The 22,180-nt window shown below is 45.4% G+C and carries 20 protein-coding genes; 7 read left to right on the forward strand and 13 right to left on the reverse strand.

The features are described from left to right. Positions 1-188: 188 nt before the first annotated feature. From FX988_RS12030 to FX988_RS12050, 5 genes are all read right to left on the reverse strand, one after another. Entirely contained in the window at positions 189-1,226 is a 1,038-nt protein-coding gene (locus FX988_RS12030; protein ID WP_160180098.1) for a succinylglutamate desuccinylase/aspartoacylase family protein, read from the reverse strand. Between the two features lie 240 nt (positions 1,227-1,466). After that, on the reverse strand, positions 1,467-2,054 hold the full coding sequence (locus tag FX988_RS12035) for a pentapeptide repeat-containing protein (protein WP_160180100.1): 588 nt from the start codon (positions 2,052-2,054) through the stop codon (positions 1,467-1,469). A 27-nt stretch (positions 2,055-2,081) separates the two neighbouring features. Further along, positions 2,082-3,011, reverse strand: coding sequence for an alpha/beta hydrolase (locus FX988_RS12040; protein ID WP_160180102.1), 930 nt, complete (start codon positions 3,009-3,011; stop codon positions 2,082-2,084). Positions 3,012-3,159: 148 nt separating this feature from the next. Next, positions 3,160-3,843 carry a haloacid dehalogenase type II gene (locus FX988_RS12045; RefSeq protein ID WP_160180104.1) on the reverse strand — a complete coding sequence of 228 codons (684 nt, stop codon included), beginning with the start codon at positions 3,841-3,843 and terminating at the stop codon, positions 3,160-3,162. An 87-nt stretch (positions 3,844-3,930) separates the two neighbouring features. Continuing rightward, the gene (locus FX988_RS12050) at positions 3,931-4,581 is read right to left on the reverse strand and encodes a peroxiredoxin-like family protein (protein ID WP_160180105.1); all 651 of its coding nucleotides are present in this window, start codon (positions 4,579-4,581) and stop codon (positions 3,931-3,933) included. Positions 4,582-4,716: 135 nt separating this feature from the next. Here FX988_RS12050 and FX988_RS12055 point away from each other — a divergent pair, with 135 nt between their 5' ends. Further along, positions 4,717-5,601: a LysR family transcriptional regulator gene (locus tag FX988_RS12055; protein ID WP_160180107.1), complete on the forward strand. Its 885-nt coding sequence runs from the start codon at positions 4,717-4,719 to the stop codon at positions 5,599-5,601. 87 nt (positions 5,602-5,688) lie between these two features. On the opposite strand, the gene FX988_RS12060 is transcribed toward FX988_RS12055, so the two are convergent. Then, positions 5,689-6,534: a tetratricopeptide repeat protein gene (locus FX988_RS12060; RefSeq protein WP_160180109.1), complete on the reverse strand. Its 846-nt coding sequence runs from the start codon at positions 6,532-6,534 to the stop codon at positions 5,689-5,691. 177 nt (positions 6,535-6,711) lie between these two features. Between FX988_RS12060 and FX988_RS12065 the strand changes: the two genes are divergently transcribed. From FX988_RS12065 to purD, 6 genes are all read left to right on the forward strand, one after another. After that, the gene (locus FX988_RS12065; RefSeq protein ID WP_160180110.1) at positions 6,712-7,017 is read left to right on the forward strand and encodes a DUF962 domain-containing protein; all 306 of its coding nucleotides are present in this window, start codon (positions 6,712-6,714) and stop codon (positions 7,015-7,017) included. Positions 7,018-7,285: 268 nt separating this feature from the next. Next, positions 7,286-8,287 carry a tRNA dihydrouridine synthase DusB gene (gene dusB / locus FX988_RS12070; RefSeq protein ID WP_160180112.1) on the forward strand — a complete coding sequence of 334 codons (1,002 nt, stop codon included), beginning with the start codon at positions 7,286-7,288 and terminating at the stop codon, positions 8,285-8,287. A gap of 29 nt (positions 8,288-8,316) precedes the next feature. After that, positions 8,317-8,610, forward strand: coding sequence for a DNA-binding transcriptional regulator Fis (gene fis / locus FX988_RS12075; protein ID WP_006991173.1), 294 nt, complete (start codon positions 8,317-8,319; stop codon positions 8,608-8,610). 98 nt (positions 8,611-8,708) lie between these two features. Further along, positions 8,709-10,331, forward strand: coding sequence for a bifunctional phosphoribosylaminoimidazolecarboxamide formyltransferase/IMP cyclohydrolase (purH, locus tag FX988_RS12080; RefSeq protein WP_160180114.1), 1,623 nt, complete (start codon positions 8,709-8,711; stop codon positions 10,329-10,331). Between the two features lie 154 nt (positions 10,332-10,485). Continuing rightward, positions 10,486-11,292 (forward strand): class I SAM-dependent methyltransferase, encoded by an 807-nt coding sequence (locus tag FX988_RS12085; protein WP_160180116.1) that lies wholly within the window; start codon positions 10,486-10,488, stop codon positions 11,290-11,292. A gap of 101 nt (positions 11,293-11,393) precedes the next feature. Then, on the forward strand, positions 11,394-12,683 hold the full coding sequence (gene purD, locus FX988_RS12090; protein WP_160180118.1) for a phosphoribosylamine--glycine ligase: 1,290 nt from the start codon (positions 11,394-11,396) through the stop codon (positions 12,681-12,683). Between the two features lie 72 nt (positions 12,684-12,755). Here purD and FX988_RS12095 read toward each other — a convergent pair whose 3' ends face one another. The 7 genes from FX988_RS12095 to FX988_RS12120 all read right to left on the reverse strand — a co-directional run bounded on the left by FX988_RS12095 (position 12,756) and on the right by FX988_RS12120 (position 22,095). After that, complete coding sequence (locus FX988_RS12095; protein ID WP_160180120.1) at positions 12,756-13,688, reverse strand: diguanylate cyclase; 933 nt, start codon at positions 13,686-13,688, stop codon at positions 12,756-12,758. An 88-nt stretch (positions 13,689-13,776) separates the two neighbouring features. After that, positions 13,777-13,938, reverse strand: a complete 162-nt coding sequence (locus FX988_RS21635) for a hypothetical protein (RefSeq protein WP_201751590.1) — start codon at positions 13,936-13,938, stop codon at positions 13,777-13,779. 78 nt (positions 13,939-14,016) lie between these two features. Then, entirely contained in the window at positions 14,017-14,565 is a 549-nt protein-coding gene (locus tag FX988_RS12100) for a BON domain-containing protein (protein ID WP_160180121.1), read from the reverse strand. A gap of 176 nt (positions 14,566-14,741) precedes the next feature. Continuing rightward, on the reverse strand, positions 14,742-14,918 hold the full coding sequence (locus FX988_RS12105; protein WP_007983861.1) for a DUF1328 family protein: 177 nt from the start codon (positions 14,916-14,918) through the stop codon (positions 14,742-14,744). 225 nt (positions 14,919-15,143) lie between these two features. Next, a complete protein-coding gene (locus FX988_RS12110) occupies positions 15,144-16,481 on the reverse strand; it encodes a magnesium transporter (protein ID WP_160180123.1) in 1,338 nt (445 codons plus the stop codon). 203 nt (positions 16,482-16,684) lie between these two features. After that, positions 16,685-20,440, reverse strand: coding sequence for a translocation/assembly module TamB domain-containing protein (locus tag FX988_RS12115; protein WP_201751591.1), 3,756 nt, complete (start codon positions 20,438-20,440; stop codon positions 16,685-16,687). After that, the gene (locus FX988_RS12120; RefSeq protein ID WP_254700603.1) at positions 20,437-22,095 is read right to left on the reverse strand and encodes an autotransporter assembly complex protein TamA; all 1,659 of its coding nucleotides are present in this window, start codon (positions 22,093-22,095) and stop codon (positions 20,437-20,439) included. The genes FX988_RS12115 and FX988_RS12120 overlap by 4 nt, the downstream gene beginning before the upstream one ends. Positions 22,096-22,180: the final 85 nt, after the last annotated feature.

A 22,180-nucleotide genomic window follows, 5' to 3' on the forward strand; every position in this document is an offset into this window, starting at 1 on the left:
CGCTTCAGTGAAAAACTAGCTATTTGAAGCTAGGTAACGCTAAACGTGATGAAAGGTAACATGCGTAAAAGTAGTTAACGATTAGACAATATATGTAGAAACCGAGTAAAAACGCTTACTCAAGAGCTGCGTAGCGCAAATAAGCAGTATCAAGGGACGCGCAAATATTATTTACGCGTCGCCATTAATTATTCGATGCCCAGCGTGATCAAGCCCATGCCCTGATTAACCGGCGGCGTGTGGCGAAGCATAAGCACGACACCGCGCTTTGGCGCACGAAGATCGGCAATTGGCTCACCAAAATAGTCACGTACAGTCCCTAACAAAGCACCCGCTTCAACGAGTTCACCAATTTCACAGTGAGGTTCAAAGAACCCCATAGACGGGGTTTCCACATCTATGAGCTGCTTATAAATTACTTGTCCTTCGGATACAGGTAATTCACTAGGCAGCATATCAATACCAGCAATTAGACGGCGCAAAGCGTCAAGGTAGGCCAGTATGTCTTCCTCTTGGTTATTGCCTAGGTCACCTATCTCAAGTGTCAAACCAGGTTTACCGCGCGTCATTGCAGTGTTCGGGTAACTAATCGAATTTTCAGGATCCCGAGGACGGTCACCGTATAGAACAATGTGCTGCATGCCAGACGCCTTGGCCCACTCTAGGGTGCGGGCATCGAGCTTTTCATCTCCTACAAAAGGGGCATAGATATGTGGCCATAGTTGCTGATAGGCGCTACCAGAATGTAAATCTGCGAGGTAGTCGCTACGCGCTACGATTTCCTGAGTTAGAAAGTATGCGAGTTGCTCTGTAGCAGTGCCATTTTCGCTGCCTGGAAACTCACGATTCAAATTCTTCTTATCGCCTGGGTGTAAGGCACTCAAGCCATATTGATGAAGAGCCGGTAAATTCGCTGCATGAACAAGAATAAGTGTTCCCTTAAGCGCGGCTAAATCAATTTCGTGTCGAAGACGCTGTAAAGCAGTAATCGCTGGAAATTCATCACCATGCGTTCCTGCTGAAAGCGTTAAAACAGGACCGTCTTTCTTACCGTGAAAAACGGTCATAGGGACGACCATTTCGGTATTCGTGACGCTAGCAAGGAAGGAGCGTTGTTCACCAGCAGGAACGCTGTTGCCTGCTAGCTCAAAGGGTTGGCGAGCGGCATTTGCCAATGAAGTGACAAAGCACATGGCGATAATTAAGTAACTAGATAGTAAACGCATCAGTTTTTCCAAATAAAGTATGAAGGGCAACAGAGGGGTTGCAGAGAAAGAAAATTTGCCCGAATTCTATACGAAACTTTCACTCGACAGAAGAGACGCCGCATTCATTTAGGGTACTAATGCGCGAGGTCTAGGAACGAAAAGCTTACTTTGGCTCGGCTGCGTTTTAGTCCTGCTTTTTCTGGTTATGCTTCCCCCCAACCGCGTTGTTTTCAGTCAGCGTAGCTGAAACATAAACACCTAGTCGACTAACTCGATACCTAATGAAGCCAGCAACCCCAGAGCCTCCATTCGAGAAAACCGTGCTTTCTCAATGCGGTTTTGCGTAACGTCGATCTGGTACCCATGGGCTTGGCTGAAATCTGTTCTTGTTAAATCACTTTGATGAAAACGTGTATGAGTAAGCTCGCTACCGCGAAAACTAGCCTTCATTAAACTTGCTTGGGTAAAGTCAACGTCCTGTATTTTGCAATCAATAAAATGGGCAGCGCCTAATGAGAGCGCAAAAAACGAACCCGAGTTAAGAAGACAGCCTTTGAATTTAGGAGGGTTACCTAAATTGCTTTGCCAGTCGGCTTGCGTCCAATCTATGCCTAATAACTTGCAATTGCTAAACACAGCGCTGTGCAACTGGGAGTTATTCAATCTAAGCAGAGAAAAATCACAGTTGATGAATTCACATTCATCAAACACGCAAAACCGCCACTGCCCTTGGCTTAAATCCAGTCCTTCAAAGCGGCATTGTTCAAAACGCAGGCTATTCCAACAAGGTTGGCTCGCCAAGTCGTGCTGAAGATCAATGTCACTATCAAAATATTCGTTTTCCATCAGTGTGTTTGCTCTGTTGACGTGAATCTATTGTTCAAAGCCTTGTGATACAGGACGTTTTTCATTGAATTGTTGCGCCGTCAGTAATTGAAAAAATTCATCTACGTCCTGCCCTGTATCTACCTCATCTGCAAACCACGGATGTAGCTTGAGTAATATATTCACGTGATTAATCTTGTCGTTGTATAAGCGCGTTTGCACTGTTCGACCAGCACTTCGCATCGCCTCGGCGAGTTGCTGTTGATTAAACTCACCCACGGCACTATCACCGGCCCCATGTAATAGCAGCATTGGCGGCTCATCACCATCGACGTGACGGGTCGCTTTCATCACGTCGAAATTATCTTTGCCGAAGGTGGCAATGTATTGCTCTGAATCTGGAGTAAACGTGTAGGGGCCAGCAATACCGACAAAACCACTTATGTCGGCCACAGAAAGGCCCGCGTCAGCCAAGTAGTGGTTATCCGTCATCAAAAGCGCACCTGTGTGTGCACCAGCTGAGTGCCCTGCGAGATAGATTTGTTGGGGATTGCCGTTATAGCGAGAAATATTCTCTTTAACCCAAGCGAGCGCTTGCGCGCCGTCTTCAACAAATGCTGGAAAGCGCCCTTCGGGATATTTCACATAGTCTGGGATAACAACGGTATAGCCACGCTCTACAAAGGCTTGCGCCACAAAATAATACAGTTTTTTGTTTCCCCAACTCCATCCGCCGCCATGAATAAACACAATCACAGGGGCCATTGGATGGGTAGGGTCACTTGGGTAAACATCTAGCATTTGCCAGCTTTGCTCCCCAAAAGGAATATCTGTATTCACAGTGATAGGTTTTAAAATTCGCATAGCATGATTAAGTATCATTAAGCCCGTACTGCGGCTGTCTTTAAACAAACAAACCCCAAGCCAGATAGCCAGCCCTATTCCCAGCGTCAGCAACACCACTAATATTTTTCGCATCTTGTTATTATTTTTGATTGACCTGAATCGAGTATAAAGACAATTTTGCTGTTGAAAACTCAAAACCACAGAATACAAATAAAAAACCCCTAACAACGCAAATTATTAGGGGCTCGTGAATCACGACTTAGGTAAATTTTTACCTCGATTATTTAAGCGCTTCAACCAATTCGCTTAAATCTTTTACGACATAATTAGGCTTTTGTGCGAGCGGATAAAGTGCCTTGCCTGGACGTGCCACAAAAGCCGTTTGTAACCCTGCGGCTTTTGCACCGGCTACATCCCAACCATGGGCCGCCACCATTAGGGCTTCTTCTGGTTTGATGTTTAACTGTTCCAGTGCCCACGCATACGCGCGAAGATCTGGTTTGTAAACTTTGATATCTTCAATACTCATACGTTTATCGAAGTAATCTGTTAAACCGGCATTTTTGAACTGTGTCTCAACGCCTTTGTTTGATGAATTAGTCAAGCTAACCAGCTTATACCCCTGATCTTTAAGCGCTTTTAAACCCGCTTTTACATCTGGGTGAGCAGGAAGAGACAACAAAGGCGTTTTAATTGCTGTCACAGCTTGCTCTTCGGTGATATCAATATTGTTGTTCTTAGCCACCATCATTAACGCTGCCACGCCAATTTTACCGAAATCCTGATAATCACCAGTAACGGTAGTGACTAGAGAATGATGCAACATAGTAGAAAACCACAGTGTGGTCAGTTCTTCCTGTCCATCTAGCGCCTCACCAATTGAGGTGCGCATGGTTTCTAAATCAAGTAGCGTTTCATTCACATCGAAAATAATGACTTTTGGCTTAGGGGCTGCTTGAGCCATAAAATTTGCTCCTAATAATGAGAAAAAAAGAAAAGTTAGGGATAGTAATGTCGTTCGTTTTGCTAGGTGCATAAATAATCGCTCTGGTTAGTTGTCAAGTGTGGTTAGAATTTTCACGACCTCAGACGGCTCGGCACGTTTGGTATAATCTTCAGATACAAACGCATAAACGATTTCACCGCTTTGGTTTATTACGTACGTCGCTGGCATGGGCAAATTGAAGGTGTCATCGCCATTGGATGCTGGCAGATCGACCCCTGAATTTTTATAGACCGGGCGTAACCGCTCATCTAAGCTGAAAACCAAACCATAGTCATTGCTTACATTATTCCCCACATCGGAAAGCACCGCATAGGAGAGTTCGTTCTTGTCTTTGGTGGTTAGCGAATTATCTGGTGTTTCAGGGGATATCGCCACCAGTTGCGAGCCTAACTCTTCGATACGCTCAAGTACTTCTTCAAACGCCCGTAACTCGTAATTGCAGTAGGGACACCATCCCCCGCGATAAAAGTTCAACACCACAGGGCCGTGGGCAAGCATTTCAGCTAGGGTAACCAATTCACCATGAACATTAGGCAAACTAAAATCAGGGGCATAATCACCCACCTGAAGTGCATCATTAGCCAGCCCTGCTGCCATTAATTCCTGAGTCGTTGATGCCATCAACTCCAAAATTTCTTTTGGGGCTGAAGCATTTTTTTGTTCATCGTATTCGGCAATTTGTGCCTGTAGCGACATCGTCGTCTCCTAATTGAAAGATTGTGAATTCACTCTCATGTAAACGAGATATGGGGTTAGATAAAATAAAACCTAGCAGGCAAAACTGAAAGCATGGTTTAATAATTTCGAACCCAAAAAGCAGTAGTAAACTTCATGTACACAATCAATGAGTTAGAAACATTCATCGCCATTGTAGAAAACAAAGGTGTGGTATCAGCGGCCAGCGCATTGAACATATCTCCCGCGACGGTAAGCCATAGGTTATCGAAGCTGGAGCGCATTTTAGGCACAGTATTAATATACCGAGACAGCCGTAACGTGCGCCCTTCCGCTGAGGGTGAAGAGTTCTACCAGCGCGTGGGCGATATCTTGGCCGCCTTACATGATGCTGAATTTGCTATTGGCGCCAGAGACAGTGCTATCAGTGGGCGATTAAGAGTAACGTTACCCCCTTGGATTTTTTCAATTTTCATCCTGCCTAAGCTGGCTCAGTTTGAGCAGCAATACCCAGACATAGTGCTCGACTTTTTAGTGACCGATCAATTTGTCAATGTAGTAGATGACGCCCAAGACGTAGCAATACGCGTGGGTACTCTAGCGAGTTCAGGGCTGTTGGCACGTAAAATAGTCAACAATAAACGGATTTTATGTGCATCACCTCATTACCTTAAGCAGCACCCGCCCATCACCGATATTGAATCATTGAGCACGCATCGATTTGTTGCTTTACCATGGCAAAAACAACTTAAGCTGCTGCAAAACGATGGCAATGTGTTCTCCTTTAACAGCAATACACGATTTACCATTTCTAACTCAGATAACATGACCCAAGCCTTACGTGCGGGTCACGGCATTGGTATAAAGTCAGAGATTGCCATCAAGCAATGTATCGAAAGTGGCGAATTGGTGGAGGTACTGCCCAATGTACTCGCATCTCCTGAGGCGCCAGTATGGTTCTTACGCCCACAGAACAGCTTGGCTACTCGTAAAGCTGAAGCCTTTTTTGATTTTGTCAAACACGCGTTTAGTCACTGCTAATATTTGCTAAACGCCGACCTGCAGGCAAAAAAATACCAAGCACTTCGTCTTGGTATTTTTGTTCATATTAGGCTCAAATATGCGCTTTTAATAAAGTAGGCTATAAACCTTGCGGCGATACTGAGACTTAAGCGGCTCACCGTCTGGCAAAGCGTTGATCATATCTAGCATGAGTTTCTTAGCATCTTCAAAGTTTAAGTCCTTAAGTAGCACAGAATGCATCAGACTCAATGCTTCTTCTATTTGATTGGCTTGGCGCATTTGCACCGCTAACTTCACTTTTAACGCTAAATTGTCTGGGTCGTTTTCCAGCTCTTGCTGCAAAGCAATGATTTCTGGTGACTCAGCCGCTTGTTCGGCCAACTCAATCTTACCCAGAATAGCACGGTAGTATCCGTCTTGGTTCACCAGACCTATGGTTGCAAGCAACTCTTTGGCTTGATTCACCTGCCCTACTTCGACTTGGCAATCTGCCAACAACAGCTTAATGTCCGCTCGATTTGGAGCAAGATCAAACGCTTGTTTCACCAGTGTGAAGGCTTCTTGATAATTGGCTTGCTCGGCCATGCCTGTGGCTTGGGCAAATAGTTCGTCTTCGGGCTTAGGCAAGTGTTTATCAAGCATAGCCTGAATATTTGCTTCGCTTTCGACTCCAGCAAAACCATCAACCGGCTGACCGTCCTTGATAAGCATAACTGTAGGCAAATTCTGTACACCAAACTGGGCGGTGATATCCGGCTGCGCTTGGCAATCCACTCGCGCATGTAATAAGTTTTCACCTTGCTTACTAGCAATGCTTTGTAAAACAGGTGCTAACTGCTCGCTGGGCTCATAACCTTGCGCCCAAAATTCAACCATAACGAGTTTGTTGGCTGATTCTTGCAATATCACTTGCTGAAAGTTTTCTATGCTAATGTCTACGCTACTATGCATGTTAAATCTCTTATGCTGTTGATGTACAAAGGGTGGGGCCGTTTGTGCCAAACTCAAGCGGTGAATTATTCTTGAGACAATCGAAAAGCCGGTAACTGTCACCAATTTGACAATTCACTTTACCGCCCCCGTGCTAACGTCCTATTTTATTAGAACATAAAATGAAGGGGAAACCACATGACACAGAAATATCAAAACTTTGCTGATTTCTATCCTTATTATCTAAGCGAACACCAAAATAACGCCTGTCGACGCTTGCACTTTGTGGGGTCTACGCTGATCATTTTTACCATCCTTTATGCTGTGTTCACAGGTCAATTGATGTACTTGTGGTTATTACCTCTTTTAGGGTATGGCTTTGCTTGGGTTGGGCATTTCTTTTTTGAGCATAATAAGCCTGCAACCTTTAAGTATCCGTTTTACAGTTTCTTGGGGGATTGGGTCATGTATAAAGACATATTAACCGGCAAGATTAAATTTTAAAACGCACCTTACCCCACTATTTGTAAGGTTTGTATGTAACAAACCTTGCTATCTTAACTACAATTAATTTACACATTCGCTTAAATAACACCCTGCGTTTCTGCACAGTCCCTGTGATTTGCCTTGTTCTATAAGTGTCAAGCCCAAAACGTCAAAAAAACTAACAATTTGTTCAAAATATAGCCTTTTCAAGACTGTAAAAAAACCGTAAACTTGCCGCCCTTTTTTGCAAACCGGACAGTTTTTGCGCGATTTCGCGTTTTGAATTATGCAGATTGGTCCTTACAAGCTTGAAAACAATTTGATTCTGGCGCCCATGGCAGGCGTAACAGACAGGCCTTTCCGGCAATTATGCAAGCGCATGGGTGCAGGCTTGGTCGTATCTGAAATGCTGTCGTCTAATCCTGACGTGTGGCGATCAAATAAATCCAAGCAGCGTATGGATCATGTTGGTGAAAAAGGGATTCGCGCGGTTCAGATTGCTGGTGCCGATCCATTATTAATGGCTCAGGCGGCTCAGTTTAACGTGGATAACGGGGCTCAAATTGTTGATATCAACATGGGGTGTCCGGCAAAGAAAGTAAATAAAAAGTTGGCGGGTTCGGCACTACTGCAAGATCCACAATTGGTTGAGCAAATCGTTCAATCTGTGGTCGAAGCAGTGCAGGTACCGGTAACGTTGAAAATACGCACAGGTTGGAATACGGATAATCGCAACGGGGTGCAAATTGCAAAGATCGCTGAACAAAACGGTATTCAATCTTTAGCAGTTCATGGTCGCACCCGGGCCTGTATGTACAAAGGCAATGCTGAGTACGACACCATAAAAGCCATTAAACAGGCTGTGTCGATACCCATCGTTGCCAATGGTGATATTACCTGCGTGCACAGTGCAAAACACGTTTTGGAGTACACCAAAGCAGATGCGTTGATGATAGGCCGAGGAGCACAAGGTAACCCTTGGATTTTTCGCCAAATTCAACACTTTCTGCAAACTGGCGAAATACTACCCTCGCCCCAACTTAGTGAAGTGCGTGATGTTTTACTCTCGCATGTGGCTAATGTTCACCAATTTTACGGTGAATTAAAGGGAGCGCGGATTGCCCGCAAGCATGTGGGTTGGTATTTAGCGGAACATGACCGTGAGCGGCAGTTCCGAGCCAAGTTCAATGGGATTGACGATGCTGCAGAGCAACTCGATACATTGGCACATTATTTTGACCACTTGGCAGGCGAACCTACGACTCACCTCGTATCACCTGCTGCCTAACGATGACTAACTAAAGAGCAAGATTGTATATGTTCGAGCAAAATGTAACTTCTCCTTTTACCACTACGGTAACGACTCCTTCACAAACTCAGGCTCAAAAGCCTTTACGTGACTCTGTAAAACAAGCAGTGAATAAGTACCTTAAGCAACTAGACAACACAGACATTGAAAACTTGTATGAGCTAGTAATGGCCGAAGTTGAAGCGCCAATGTTAGAAGAAATCATGACCTTCACTCGCGGCAACCAAACCCGCGCGTCAATCATGTTAGGCATCAACCGTGGTACGCTACGTAAGAAGCTTAAACAGTACGGCATGAACTAAGAAAAAATTGAAAGAGCACCCTAGGGTGCTCTTTTTGTATGCGCTATACTGCACGCCCCTGGCATCATTGTTAATCCTTTTTAGAAGATAAACACACTATGACGACTCAAAAACCTATTCGCCGCGCTTTATTAAGCGTATCTGACAAAACTGGCATCGTTGAATTTGCCACTTTCTTAGCCGAGCAAGGCGTTGAGCTTTTATCTACCGGCGGTACAGCGAAATTATTAGCGGACAGTGGCCTAACCGTTACTGAAGCGTCTGCGTACACTGGGCACCCTGAAATTATGGATGGGCGCGTGAAAACCCTTCACCCTAAGATTCATGGCGGTATTCTTGCTCGCCGCGGTCAAGATGAAGCCGTAATGGCTGAAAACAACATTCAACCTATCGATTTGGTTGTAGTTAACTTGTACCCGTTCGCAGCAACAGTCGCCAATGACGATTGCAGCCTTGAAGATGCAATTGAAAACATTGATATCGGCGGCCCAACTATGGTTCGGGCAGCAGCTAAAAATCATAACGATGTAACGATCGTGGTCAACGCAAAAGACTACACACGCGTGATGGCTCAAATGCAAGCCAACAATGGTTCTGTAAAAGCCAGCACCCGTTTTGATTTAGCGATTGCGGCCTTTGAGCACACTGCTGAGTACGACGGTATGATTGCTAATTATTTTGGTGCCATGGTTGAATCCGACGCCTGCGCCGATGATTGCGCTGACGATTGTTCAGATGAGTGTGGACATGCTCATAGTGCATTCCCGCGTACATTCAATGTACAAATGAGCAAGAAACAAGATTTACGTTACGGTGAAAACAGTCATCAAGATGCTGCCTTCTATGTCGAAAACAATATACAAGAAGCATCAGTTGCTACCGCAACTCAATTGCAAGGTAAAGCGCTATCTTTCAACAATATTGCTGATACCGATTCAGCCTTAGAGTGCGTAAAAGAATTCGCTGAGCCGGCTTGCGTTATCGTCAAACATGCTAACCCGTGTGGCGTGGCGCTAGGCGAGAATATCCTTGAAGCGTATAACCGCGCATATAAAACAGATCCTACTTCGGCGTTTGGTGGCATTATTGCTTTTAACCGCGAACTAGATGGCCCAACAGCGCAAGCGATTGTTGACCGCCAATTTGTAGAAGTCATTATCGCCCCTAGTGTCAGTGACGACGCTGTCGCTATCGTAGCAGCGAAAAAGAATGTGCGTTTATTGGCCTGTGGTGATTGGCAAGGGCAGCTAACTGACGGATACGATTTCAAACGCGTAAACGGCGGTTTACTAGTGCAAGAGCGCGATTTCGGAATGGTTGACATGGAAGATTTAACCGTGGTCACCAAAGTGAAACCCACAGAACAACAATTAAAAGACCTAATGTTTACCTGGAAAGTTGCCAAGTACGTTAAATCTAATGCGATCGTATACTGTAAAGACAGCATGACAATCGGTGTAGGCGCTGGGCAAATGAGCCGTGTTTACTCTGCGAAAATCGCCGGTATTAAAGCAGCGGATGAAGGTTTGCAAGTGGAAGGCTCAGTGATGGCCTCTGATGCGTTCTTCCCATTCCGTGACGGTATCGATGCTGCAGCCGCTGCAGGTATCAGTGCGGTTATTCAGCCTGGCGGTTCAATGCGTGATAACGAAGTGATTGCTGCCGCTGATGAACATGGCATTGCTATGGTCTTCACTGGAATGCGCCACTTTCGTCATTAGTCACTAAATGCAGTCGGTCAAGCATGATATTTTTGATATCCTGCTTGGCTGTCTCGCCTAGGTTTACGTAGCGGATTTGCAGCGGATGTTATTCAGTGTTGTAGAAAAAAACGCTACACTACTTTGGTCTAAAGACCCATTACAGGATTTGCTCATGTTTAAACGTGCTACTCAGTTAGTCTGTTCCGCTACTTTATTAGCGTCTTCTTTCGTTCAAGCCGATGCACTGATAGATGCTTTAGCGGATGAAGGCCGCCCAACAGAACAAAGATTGCGTGACGAGTACCGTCACCCTCAACAAACACTGCGTTTCTTCGAAGTACAAGAAGACATGGCCGTGGCTGAAATATCTCCTGGTGGAGGGTGGTACAGTAATATTTTGGCGCCATTACTCAAAGAGAAAGGCGAATTTTATGCTGCACATTTCTACGTTGATGAAAACACTAACGAGTTTTACAAAAAATCTCGTGAACAATTTGAACAAAAAGTCACTGCCCTTAAGAGCTATCAGAACGTTAAGGTCACCACATTTCATCCAATGAAAGCCACTGATTTTGCTCCTGCTGAGTCCCTCGATCGTGTGCTGACTTTTCGTAATATTCATAACTGGTATATGCAAGACGGTGATGAAGGTGTAGAGAACGCATTTAAAGCCTTTTATAAAGCGCTAAAAGTGGGTGGGGTGCTCGGCGTGGTGGAACACAGCTTACGAGAATCTCAAAGCAGCGCTTTGCAGCAAAGTTCTGGTTACATGAAGCAATCATATGTTATCGCCCTCGCTGAGAAAGCCGGCTTTACCCTAGCAGGTAAAAGTGACATAAATGCCAATAAACTGGACAGCGGTGAACATGAAAAAGGTGTGTGGACTCTTCCCCCAAGCTTACGCTTAGGTGAAAAAGACCAAGCTAAGTATTTAAAAATCGGCGAGAGTAATCGCATGACGTTAAAGTTCGTAAAATAGTTTACCCATTCAGGCTAACGATTAGCCCTTAGAAACGCCGCCTTACTGAGCGGCGTTTTAATAAATAGCCCATTTGTTAACCCAATAGAAAAGCGAATCTCATGAAAGTATTGATAATTGGCGGCGGAGGCCGCGAGCATGCTCTAGGTTTTAAAGCAGCGCAGTCTGACAATGTCAGCCACGTCTATGTTGCTCCTGGTAATGCGGGTACAGCACTTGAACCTAAACTTGAGAACGTCCCAATCGATGTTGAAGAAATTGAAGCGCTAGTGACCTTCGCAAAACAAAATGCCATTGCATTAACCATAGTGGGCCCAGAGGTTCCCCTCGTATTAGGCGTGGTCGATGCATTTCAAGCTGAAGGTTTAGCAATATTTGGCCCAAGTAAAGCCGCAGCTCAGCTTGAGGGCTCAAAAGCATTTACCAAGGATTTTTTGGCTCGGCATAAAATTCCAACTGCTGAATATCAAAATTTTACAGAAATCGAGCCTGCAATCGCATACCTACAGGAAAAAGGTGCTCCAATCGTTATTAAAGCGGATGGACTCGCGGCTGGCAAAGGGGTGATTGTAGCCATGACATTAGCAGAAGCCGAAGAGGCGGTGCGTGACATGCTAGCCGGTAATGCATTTGGTGAAGCCGGCAGTCGCGTGGTGATCGAAGAATTCTTAGACGGTGAAGAGGCCAGTTTTATCGTCATGGTTGATGGTAAGAATGTACTCCCTTTTGCCACCAGCCAAGACCATAAACGTGTTGGAAACGGCGACACAGGGCCAAACACTGGCGGCATGGGTGCATATTCGCCTGCTCCTGTTGTGACCGATGAGATCCACCAGCGCGTAATGAATGAAGTGATCTACCCTACCGTTGAAGGTATGGCAAGCGAAGGGAATGACTACCACGGCTTTTTATACGCTGGTTTGATGATTATGTCCGATGGCACACCTAAGGTCATTGAATACAACTGCCGCTTTGGCGACCCTGAAACCCAGCCCATTATGCTGCGTTTACAATCCGACTTGGTAGAATTAGTTCAACTTGCAATAGACGGTAAACTAGACCAAGCCACTGCAAAGTTTGACCCAAGAGCAGCCGTCGGTGTTGTGCTTGCGGCTGGCGGTTACCCCCAAGCCTATAAAAAGGGTGATATCATCTCTGGCCTAAGCTTGAGCGACAGCGCAGATTTAAGCGCCAAAGTGTTTCATGCAGGGACCAAAGAGGTTGAAGGGCAAGTTACTACCAATGGCGGCCGCGTGTTATGTGCCACCGCATTAGGTGAAACAGTCACTCAGGCCCAGCAGCGCGCTTATGAGCTTGCAAACACCATTAGCTGGGAAGGCATGTTCTATCGTGACGACATAGCCTACCGCGCGATTGCGCGTGAGCAATAAACTGCACTGGTAAATATAGCGAATCCCAAAAAAGCGCCCACTGGCGCTTTTTTTATATTTTTATCATTATGGTTAACTAACTAGTCGATTGCGGCCCTGATGCTTAGCCTCATACAAACGCTTATCCGCTTGCTCAATCAGGTACTCTGGGTGGTTAAAAGTCTCATCATTTATGTCTTTGTGATTTAGCGTCGCGACCCCCACACTGACAGTGACCTTCTCGTTTATCGTTGATGCTTTATTATCAATGCCGAGGTTTTCAATGGCCGCTAAAATAGAACGCCCAATCAGTTCGGCGCCCATTCTATCGGTAAAAGGTAATAGCACCAAAAACTCTTCACCGCCATAACGCCCCATGGCGTCGCTTTCGCGTTGCAAGCTATCATAGATGGTGTTGGCAACTTTTTTAAGGCACTCATCCCCCGCTACATGCCCATAGTTATCATTAAAACCTTTGAAAAAATCAATGTCGATCATTAGCACTGACAGATCATGCTGGCCTCGAATGGCTGCATACCAAAACCGATTGAAGGTGGTGTCAAGTTGCATGCGATTGGGGACACCTGTTAAGCCATCAGTGCAAGATATAAGGGCCAAAGTACGAAGCTTTGCTGATAGCTTCATATGGTTATGAATTTTTGCATCCAAAATAGCAAAATCAATAGGCAGAGAAATGAAATCAAGAGCTCCGGCTTTTAACCCGGACACAATGACCGCTTGCGAGTCCTCTTTACCATATAAAAGCAAAGGTATATCTAGTGTAAGGGGATGGTCTTTCAGGTTGGTGCACAGCAGCAACCAATCGATTGTGTTTGATGACGCGTTGATCATCAGCAGGTCGATTGGCGCATTTACCGTTAACTTGAGGGCATCTTCATTGTTGTCACTGACCAAGATATGAAATGAATCGGCGAAATGCTGAGTCAGCACATCCAGTTGCTCACTATCATCTTCAATTACTAATAGTGTTTGTTTCAACACGTTGGATGTCGCTGGGCTGTGCATAGAGGCTCTTTAGGTTATTTGCCGTTACATTTCGCTGAAACACAGAGAAATGAACAGACAGCATTAACGAACCTTCATTGTTCAATAATCACACAGCCGTTTCAATACCTTCTTGCTGTTTTTGCATGAGTATTTTTTTCAACAATGTATTTTCTTGCACCAAGCGTTCAACAAGCGCTGTTTCGTCAGGCTGCTGTTGGTTTACTTTGTCAAACCAATTAAAATATGCGTTCTTATTTTGATTATTCATACTACTACCTCTTACTGCATTGGTTATTTTTTATCGTATTGCTCGATCAGTCTAGTCGTCGATTAACTGGAATCGAGATCACTCACTTACCGATAATTTATTGACGACTTTTTCCACGTCACTTGCCTTGGTGGCTATCTCTGTAGCCCGTTGCTTTTCAGCGTCATTTTTAACCTTGCCCTGCAGCACAACCACACCTTTAGTGCTATTTACATCAATATCTGCGCTGGTCACATTAGGCGCTACCATCAGGCGCGTTTTAACCACAGTGGCGACCTTTTCGTCTGTCAATTTTCGTTGCTTTGCAGCGTCATCATTGTCGCCAGGAGAAAAGACGGTCAGCATGTTTTCTACACCTATCACACCGTCTACGCCTAATGCGAGCTCTTGCGCTAAGGCTTTATCAATATCCGTTTCTACTTTGCCTCTGAGAGTTACTGTTCCGTCGTCCACATCCGTATCAATGCCAGACGCGTCTAAGTTGCCACTTAGCAACAAGGTGGCTTCTACGTAGCCGTCTATCCAGCCGTCTTGGGCGCTTGCAGTCCAATAGTTTCCAGCGTGCACACCAACGCTGGCGGCACTTAAGGCAGTAAATAGGGTAAAACTGCGCAATATCTTGTTCATCTTTGCCTCCAGGAAAACCAGCACATTCTCTTAATGAGGTAAATGCGAGAATAATGCCAAGAATAACTCACTGATTTATTTACCAAAACAGATGAAGACTGCGTAACTAAACGCAAAAATTACGCTATTTGATGTAAAAACTGCGTCGTCCTAAAAGGAGATTAAAACGCGATGAACTAGTTCGTTTGCTTCTTGTACTGTCTAAACGCTAAAGCACTGAAAATAACCACCAGCACCAAACATATAATGAAAATCAATTTAGCAATGCTGGCTGCAACGCCTACCACACCACCAAATCCGAAAACGGCCGCTATTACGCCTAGCACAAAAAAAGTTAGGGCCCAAGTTAACATACACACTTCCTTTAAAACCAAATAAGCAAAGAGGTAAATGCCTCTTCAGCCCATCTGTGTAAGCGACATGTGTGCCAACATAAGAATTGGTTAATAATCACCGTGCAATACTGATTAATCGGTAATTTCTAACGTGTACTCTTGTAGCTTTTGCATCTTGGTAGGAAATAATTACACGTTCGCTAATGCTAAAAAGTCAGGCCCATTGCCAATCAGAAGACCCGCTTACAATAAAAACAAAGTGCCTAACCCTAAGAACGCAACGAAACCGACTATGTCAGTCACCGTAGTTAAAATAACCGAACCTGAAAGCGCAGGGTCAATATCAAGCTTGTGCAATATCATAGGCACCACGACTCCTGCTGCCGCAGCCGCTATTATGTTCAATAAAATCGCTAAGCAAATCACTAAACCCAGCATAGGATCAGCAAACCAAAAATAAGCGATACATCCTATAACCAAAGCCCAGACCACACCGTTCAGGCCACCAACACTGAGCTCTTTTTTGAGTAAAGCCTTAAAGTTTGAGCTAGTTACCTGCCCTAATGCGAGTCCTCGAATCATAAGTGTTAGCGTTTGGCTACCTGCTATTCCGCCCATACTGGCAACAATCGGCATTAATACCGCAAGGGCGACAACTTGCTGCAAAGTCCCTTCGAATATACCGATAAAAGCCGACGCTAAAAAAGCCGTAAGCAAATTGATACCTAGCCATACCGCTCGGTTTTTCGCACTCTTAGGCACCGACGAAAATAAATCTTCGTCTTCATCCATACCTGCTGTCGCCATAACTTGGCGCTCATAAAACTCGTTTAGCAATTCACTGGCAGTCGTAATATCTAACCGGCCTAATACTTTGTTTTGGTCATCCACCACAGGTAAAGAGGCAAATCCTGAACGCTGTACCGCTAATGACGCCATGGTTAACTCATCGGTGGCATTAATCGTGTCGAATACATCTTCGGATAAATCGACTAATGGAACATGTTCCGGTAATCCCATTACATTGGTCAGCTTCACCGCTTCTGAAAACTGCCCCGCACGATTGACTAAAAATATCGTGTCAGCATGCGTCGGTACATCACGACGTATCAAGCGCAATGCATCTCGCACTTTCGCATTCAATGGTAGTACTAAGGGATCTTGGCTTAACCAATGGCCTACCTGTTCATCGGTAAACTGACTCGCCTCTGTGAAATACTGGCGCTGTTGTTTGTCCATCGCGTCCAGCGCTTTATCCACCAAAGTATTGGGCAATGAATCAGATAGTTCTAGGAGCTGTTCCGCATCAACTTCAAAAAAAATCGCTTCCCATTCACTTATATCAGTGGCCGCAATGAGCGTTTCGCGGGGATCCCCACGCATCGCAACTAACACGTCTAAGCGCCGCCGCTTAGGAATGCAGTCCCATACATTAAGCCTTTGATCTAAAGGTAAAGACTCTAGCAATAATGCCACATCATCTGTGTCTTGCGCCGCAACAAGCGCCATCACATTATCCTGCTCACCACGTTCTGGAGCCGAAACAACTTCTTCAATCAACTCGGGTAGTAATTCAGCCATGATGACTCCTATTCAATATGGGCAAGATAATGACGATGCGACAATAATAAGATGGATTTATTCCAGTACGCTACCAGCGTGATGAACAACAATAGACGTAATCCTAACGCTAAAAGTCACAATATTTATGACATGAACTTTCTCTGACGGCAAACCAGAACTAGACAAGCGCCGCGCAGTGCTTAATGTTGGTAAACACCCTACTACTCTGGCTTGGTATCTTCCTCATCATCTAAGGAGAATTGATAATATAAGTTTAGCTCACTATTTAAACTGCTCACCGCTTCAAGATACAGTTTAGGGATTAACTGATACCGCAAAGCAACCTCAGAAACTGAATCGAACACCCCTACACCATAACGAATCTGCACACCGGGCGCGATATAGCCTGATACAGAAAGCTTAGTTTCATCACCCGCACCACTGGTGTTTAATGCTAAATCTTCAACACCTATTTTGCGCCCAATGTTGGTCACCTTGTTTTCACTTTTGCCTAAACCGAAGCCAATTAAGGCACTGGCGAGTGCTGCATCACTTGAGGTTTCATCTTCACTGTTGATAGCGGTACCCCGCAACAGATAAGACAAGGCTTCTGGCTGGTCCATACTTGGGTCAGAAAACACACTCACTTGTGGTTGCGAGGCACTACCTTGTATTCGCAAACCTGCTATAACATCGTCTGCCGTTTTATCCGGATCTCGAACAGCTTCAACCACAAGGTACGGGCTATCGATAGGACCGCTAAATTGGATTTCTCCTTCACGTATGACCAAATCCTGGCCGTATGCTTTATAGCGACCGTTGACTAAATTGAGCTCACCATTGGCGTTAAGCACTTCGCCATCTTGTGTTAGTAACAAAGCGCCTTGCAAATCAGACGTTAATCCAAACGCATCCACTTTAACGTCATTATTCTTTTTCGGGTCAATATTAACCTGTAACGATAGCTTCAACGGCATTTCATCTTCGACTACAGCCTGTTGATCATTGACCAACACCACATCACTAGAGGGCGATATAGCGCTAGGCGGTAATTCTCGCACTCTGATCCGCGCATAAGGCAAGGTTACTTCACCTTTTACCGACAATCCCGCGGCACCGAATTCAACGTTGACGTCAGGTGATAACTTAGCCCGCACCATATTTTGATAGTCGATTTCCATTTCGCTACCTTTAACATTCACCACCGCGCTTGGGGTATCTTGCCAATCAAACTCGCCATCCACTTGCCCTTTGCCGTTACCCAGTTGAAACGAACCAGTAAGCGTAGCTGCCTGGCCTGTAAAGTTGATTCGTTGTTCAACCTGATTAACCCGCGAAGGGAGCATTGAACCTGCAACAGCACCATCATGCAATTTCAGTTCTCCGTTGATTAGCGGTGTGGTTAAACTACCGCTAATATCAACCGTGCCATCGACAATACCAGCTAGTTCAGTTAACTGAGGTACAAATTGCGCTGCCGCGCCTAAGGTAATAGTGTCTAAAGTCAGTTGCCCTGAAATGGGTTTTTCATCACCATTGACTTGCAAACTCACATCAGAGCGGATAGCCCCCAATTGTTTGCTTTCCAGTATAAGCTTGCTGGTAATACGCTGAGATGAAGTGTTCTTCTGGGTGATCGTATTGACGTTAACATTCAGTGCATCAAGCTCAAGGGGAGTAGTCGCCCCTTCGACCGTCCACACAGATGGCGTCAGGCTAATATCTGCCTCGACTACGGGTAGCTCTTTAGTATTCCATTGCCCCTTTGCTAACAGGTTTAATTTTGCATCCGTATCTACCCCTTGTAGCTGAGGTAGATTAGCACTCAGTACAGGTGATAAAGGTAACTCGTTTATCGCAATATCGAACTGCGCAGTGTTGGCTAGATATTCAGCTTGTTTGATACAGACACTGGCCTCATTATCGGACAAGCAAAATGGGGATAGGCGATAGTCATTTTTCGCCCAATTGGCATGTATGGATGGCTCCTGCTGCTCTAAACTAAATTGCCCTGCGTCTAACGCGATGGTCGCGACGTCTAACACCCCATCCCACTGGCTTTGCGCTAGGCTGCCATGAAGTTTAGTCACGACATTGGCTACATCGCTGTTGAGGGATAAGCTTATTTGATGTTCTTGGGCGTCACCATTAAGTGCGACATTTAGGTTGGCAATATTTTGCTGACTAATCATCGCATTGCTCAGTTGTAGTTCGACCTTAGCTTGCTTATTTTCATCCCAAATAACCTCTCCTTTGGTAGCTAACTGAGAAATACGCACATCAGGCAAAGTAAGTTTATCCGCTGAGCCATCAAAATTGATTTCAGGCGCGGTTAACGTGCCATCAATTTGTGCATTCAGCTGAGCTTTACCTGCAAAAGAGGGGTACAACTGAGATAGATCTTGAGCATCTAGTGATAATTGCGCTTGGACATCGTCAAAAGCTTCTAACGTGCCGGTCATCGAGACTTGATTATCCCCGGTTTTCACCAGCAGTTCGGGTACTTCAATCCCCTCTTGTGAATGAAACTTAGCCTCTCCTGATGCGCTTAACTGATAATCTAACCAGTCGCCTGACGCAGAAAGCTCCTGCATGTGGGCACGCACGATTTGGCCATCATATTGGCCATCAAGATCCACATTACCTCGTACGTTGGCTTCTAGTTCGGGCCAAAATTGCTCAGGCTGAATGTTATTAAACTCAATATGGCTTTGCCATTTCAACAATGTGTCTATCGTCACGTTAGCGGTTGCTTGAACTCGACCACCTAGCGTGTCCAAAGTGATGTGTTGTATATTGGCTTGGCGGTTGTTCCCTTCTGCTCGCATCGTCACTAATGTGTGCGGAATAGACTGGCCTTTTAATCCAGTATCAAGTGTTAGCTGATACTGATTTACATTGCCACTAAGAGACAGGTGACCTTTCTGGAGCTGAATATTTGCTTGCTCTGGGGGCCAGTCCACAGGCTGCCAATTAACGTCTAGCGATAGAGGCAATTGTGCAGACTGTAAATCAACGCTGGCATTAGCCGCTAGCTCAAGGACTCCGCTGGTGGTGAAGTTCAGCTCACTGCGCTGTAAGTTTCCTTTTAAATTCAATTGAGCATCAACAGGGTATGTGCTGTCCTGTGCACTTTTTAGCTGCATGTTTAACTGATGCCGCCATTGATTATTCACACTCGCGGTTAACTCAGCCTCCCCCAAACTTGAGCTCACCTGCAGTTTTTTTACAGTGAGTAACTTAGGGGTGATATCAATGGTTGCTCGCAGTGCACGAATGTCGAAGAGGGGCTCTTTGCCCTGAGAGATTAAAAAGTCATCCACAGCCAAGTCGTTAGCACGCATCACGATCGGAAATACTATAGGCGGTAGTTTAATTGGTGTGTACTGCCAATTCGCAATGGCCTGAATATCAAGCGCTGAGCTATCTTTACTAGTGGCCTCAGTAGGAACATCTGGCAATACAATGCGAGTACCGCTCAGGGTGAGATGCTCGATATTCAATGTGCGAAACATACTGAGCTGACTCGATACTGACGTAATTTTCACCTCAAGCGTGTTGGCGACATCAACCCGAATGTTGCGAATATTCAGCGCATCCACACTAACAGGAATAGGTAAAGTAATCCGTTCTAATGGCTCGCTACTTGGCGGAGATTGCTCTTCACTTGGGCTTACTTGCACACCAAGATTTTGCGCACTTAGTGCAGTCAAGCAAGCTTGCATTGTCGCCACGCACGACCAATTGACGTCAACAACGAGCTTACTCACTTTTAAACTCAGATCTGGAGTCACATAGGCCACACGATTCAACGCCAGCTGGGATAATAGGCTCCCTGAGCCATAGTCTATGTCCAATTCATCGAGGCTACTATCGGCCAATAATAGTACGCCTCTTGTTCCCCACGGCGATGCAGTCAATGCAAGTAACACAAACAAGCAGCCAATAAAAATCGCGCAGTATTTTAATATTTTCATAGTGCAGGCCCCATGGAAAAGTGAAAGCGCCATGTGGTTTCGTCCACGCTATTGCCTCGCGCAAAGTAAAAACGAATCGGGCCCACAGGGGATGACCAGCTCGCACCTACCCCCACACCGGTCGCGAGATCTTTAAACGGTTTATCGCTGGCGTTACCAATATCGGTAAATACTGCTACTCGCCAATCCTGAACCACAGGATATGAGTATTCGATGCTCGCTACGTTTAAATATTGGCCGCCTGTGAGTTCGTCATCTTCTATCGGAGAGAGCGTATTAAGAGCGAACCCTCGCACGCTTTGATCACCACCAGCAAAGTAACGTAAGCTTGAAGGTACCTGAGAAAAATCGTTGGTCGCAATTGCGCCGAGTTCGGCACGCACAAAAACGCGATGTTTGCCGTAAGAGCGCAACCATTTAGATTGCAAACCAATACGTACTAAATCTATGTCAGACACCACTTCTTGAGTCGCCCCTTCCAAGGTATATTGCTGCTTATCTCCCCAGCTGATATCTAGGCCCCCACGTGCTCTGCGTCGACTCAGGGTCACACCGGGAATTAACAGGGTCGTGGTTTGTTCATCGTCTGTCCCTTGGGTAAACTTCTCTTGTTCTAAACGTAAAAAGCCAATGCGCTTCCAGTCATTGTCTGCCTCTCCCCAATGGCGCTGAACAGCTAAGGTTATTGACTCACTTTGTGTGTCATTGTCGTTTTCTGCTTTCAAGCCCGCTTGATAACTTAAATAATTATTGAGGGGATCTTCTAACGGCACTTTGTACTTCACGCTCACGTTTTGCTCTGGGTCCGAAATAAACGCTTCAGCTGACAAACTGTGCCCCTTACTGTTGACCCAAGGCCGCTGCCACTTAAAACGGCCGCTCGGGCCTGTATCGGTAGAAATGCCCCCACCAATGTTGAATGTGTCTCGCGGTTTCGCACTGATAATAAGTTGGATAGGCACATGGGCGTTGTTTGCCTGACTCACTAATGGCCGAGCAACGACTTGCTGAAAGTATCCAGTAAGCTTCAAATTCTGGTTAAACTCCGCCAGCTTGTCGGCGTGGTAAGGCTCCCCTTTCTTAAAAGTCGTGACTTCTTCAATCAATACTTTGGCTTTGTCATCATCGGGGATTTGTAGCTCCCCAAAGACGTACCGTTGGCCCGCAGAGAATTGCAGATTAATATTCGCTGAGTAAGACTTTAAATCGATGCGAATTTCTTGCGTGGTAAATTTGGCATCGAAATAACCTCGAACTTGTGCTTTGGATAACAACTGGCTTTTTAAGCCTTCATATTGGTCTTGTTCAAGGTATGAGCCCACTTTAAGTTGCGCATTATCGATAATAGCTTGCAGCTCTGAGTCTGGTGTATTTGAACCAACTAGCTCGATGCGTCGTTCGCTAATTTTGACCCGGGATCCTGTGTTGACCGTAAGATAAAGTTCACTGCACTCTTTATCTTTTGAGAGGCGAATTTTCACAGTTTCTAACTGATAGTAGCCAATAGCCTGAGCCGCTTTGGTCACAGCGTCTCGTATGGTTTGACGATAGTTGGCTGTCATTTCGCAGCTTACAGGTGCGCCGATAATCCCAATATGCGTTTCAATATTCTGTTCAAGGCGGCTATCATCCACCCCTTCAATATCAACTGACATTCCGAGCGCGTGAGAAGAGATAAGCGCCAAAAGCACAAAAAAAGAAATCCGCAGAATGAACACTGTCACCTCAGTAATGTGATAG

The organism is Paraglaciecola mesophila (assembly GCF_009906955.1).
GTDB classification, from domain to species: domain Bacteria; phylum Pseudomonadota; class Gammaproteobacteria; order Enterobacterales; family Alteromonadaceae; genus Paraglaciecola; species Paraglaciecola mesophila_A.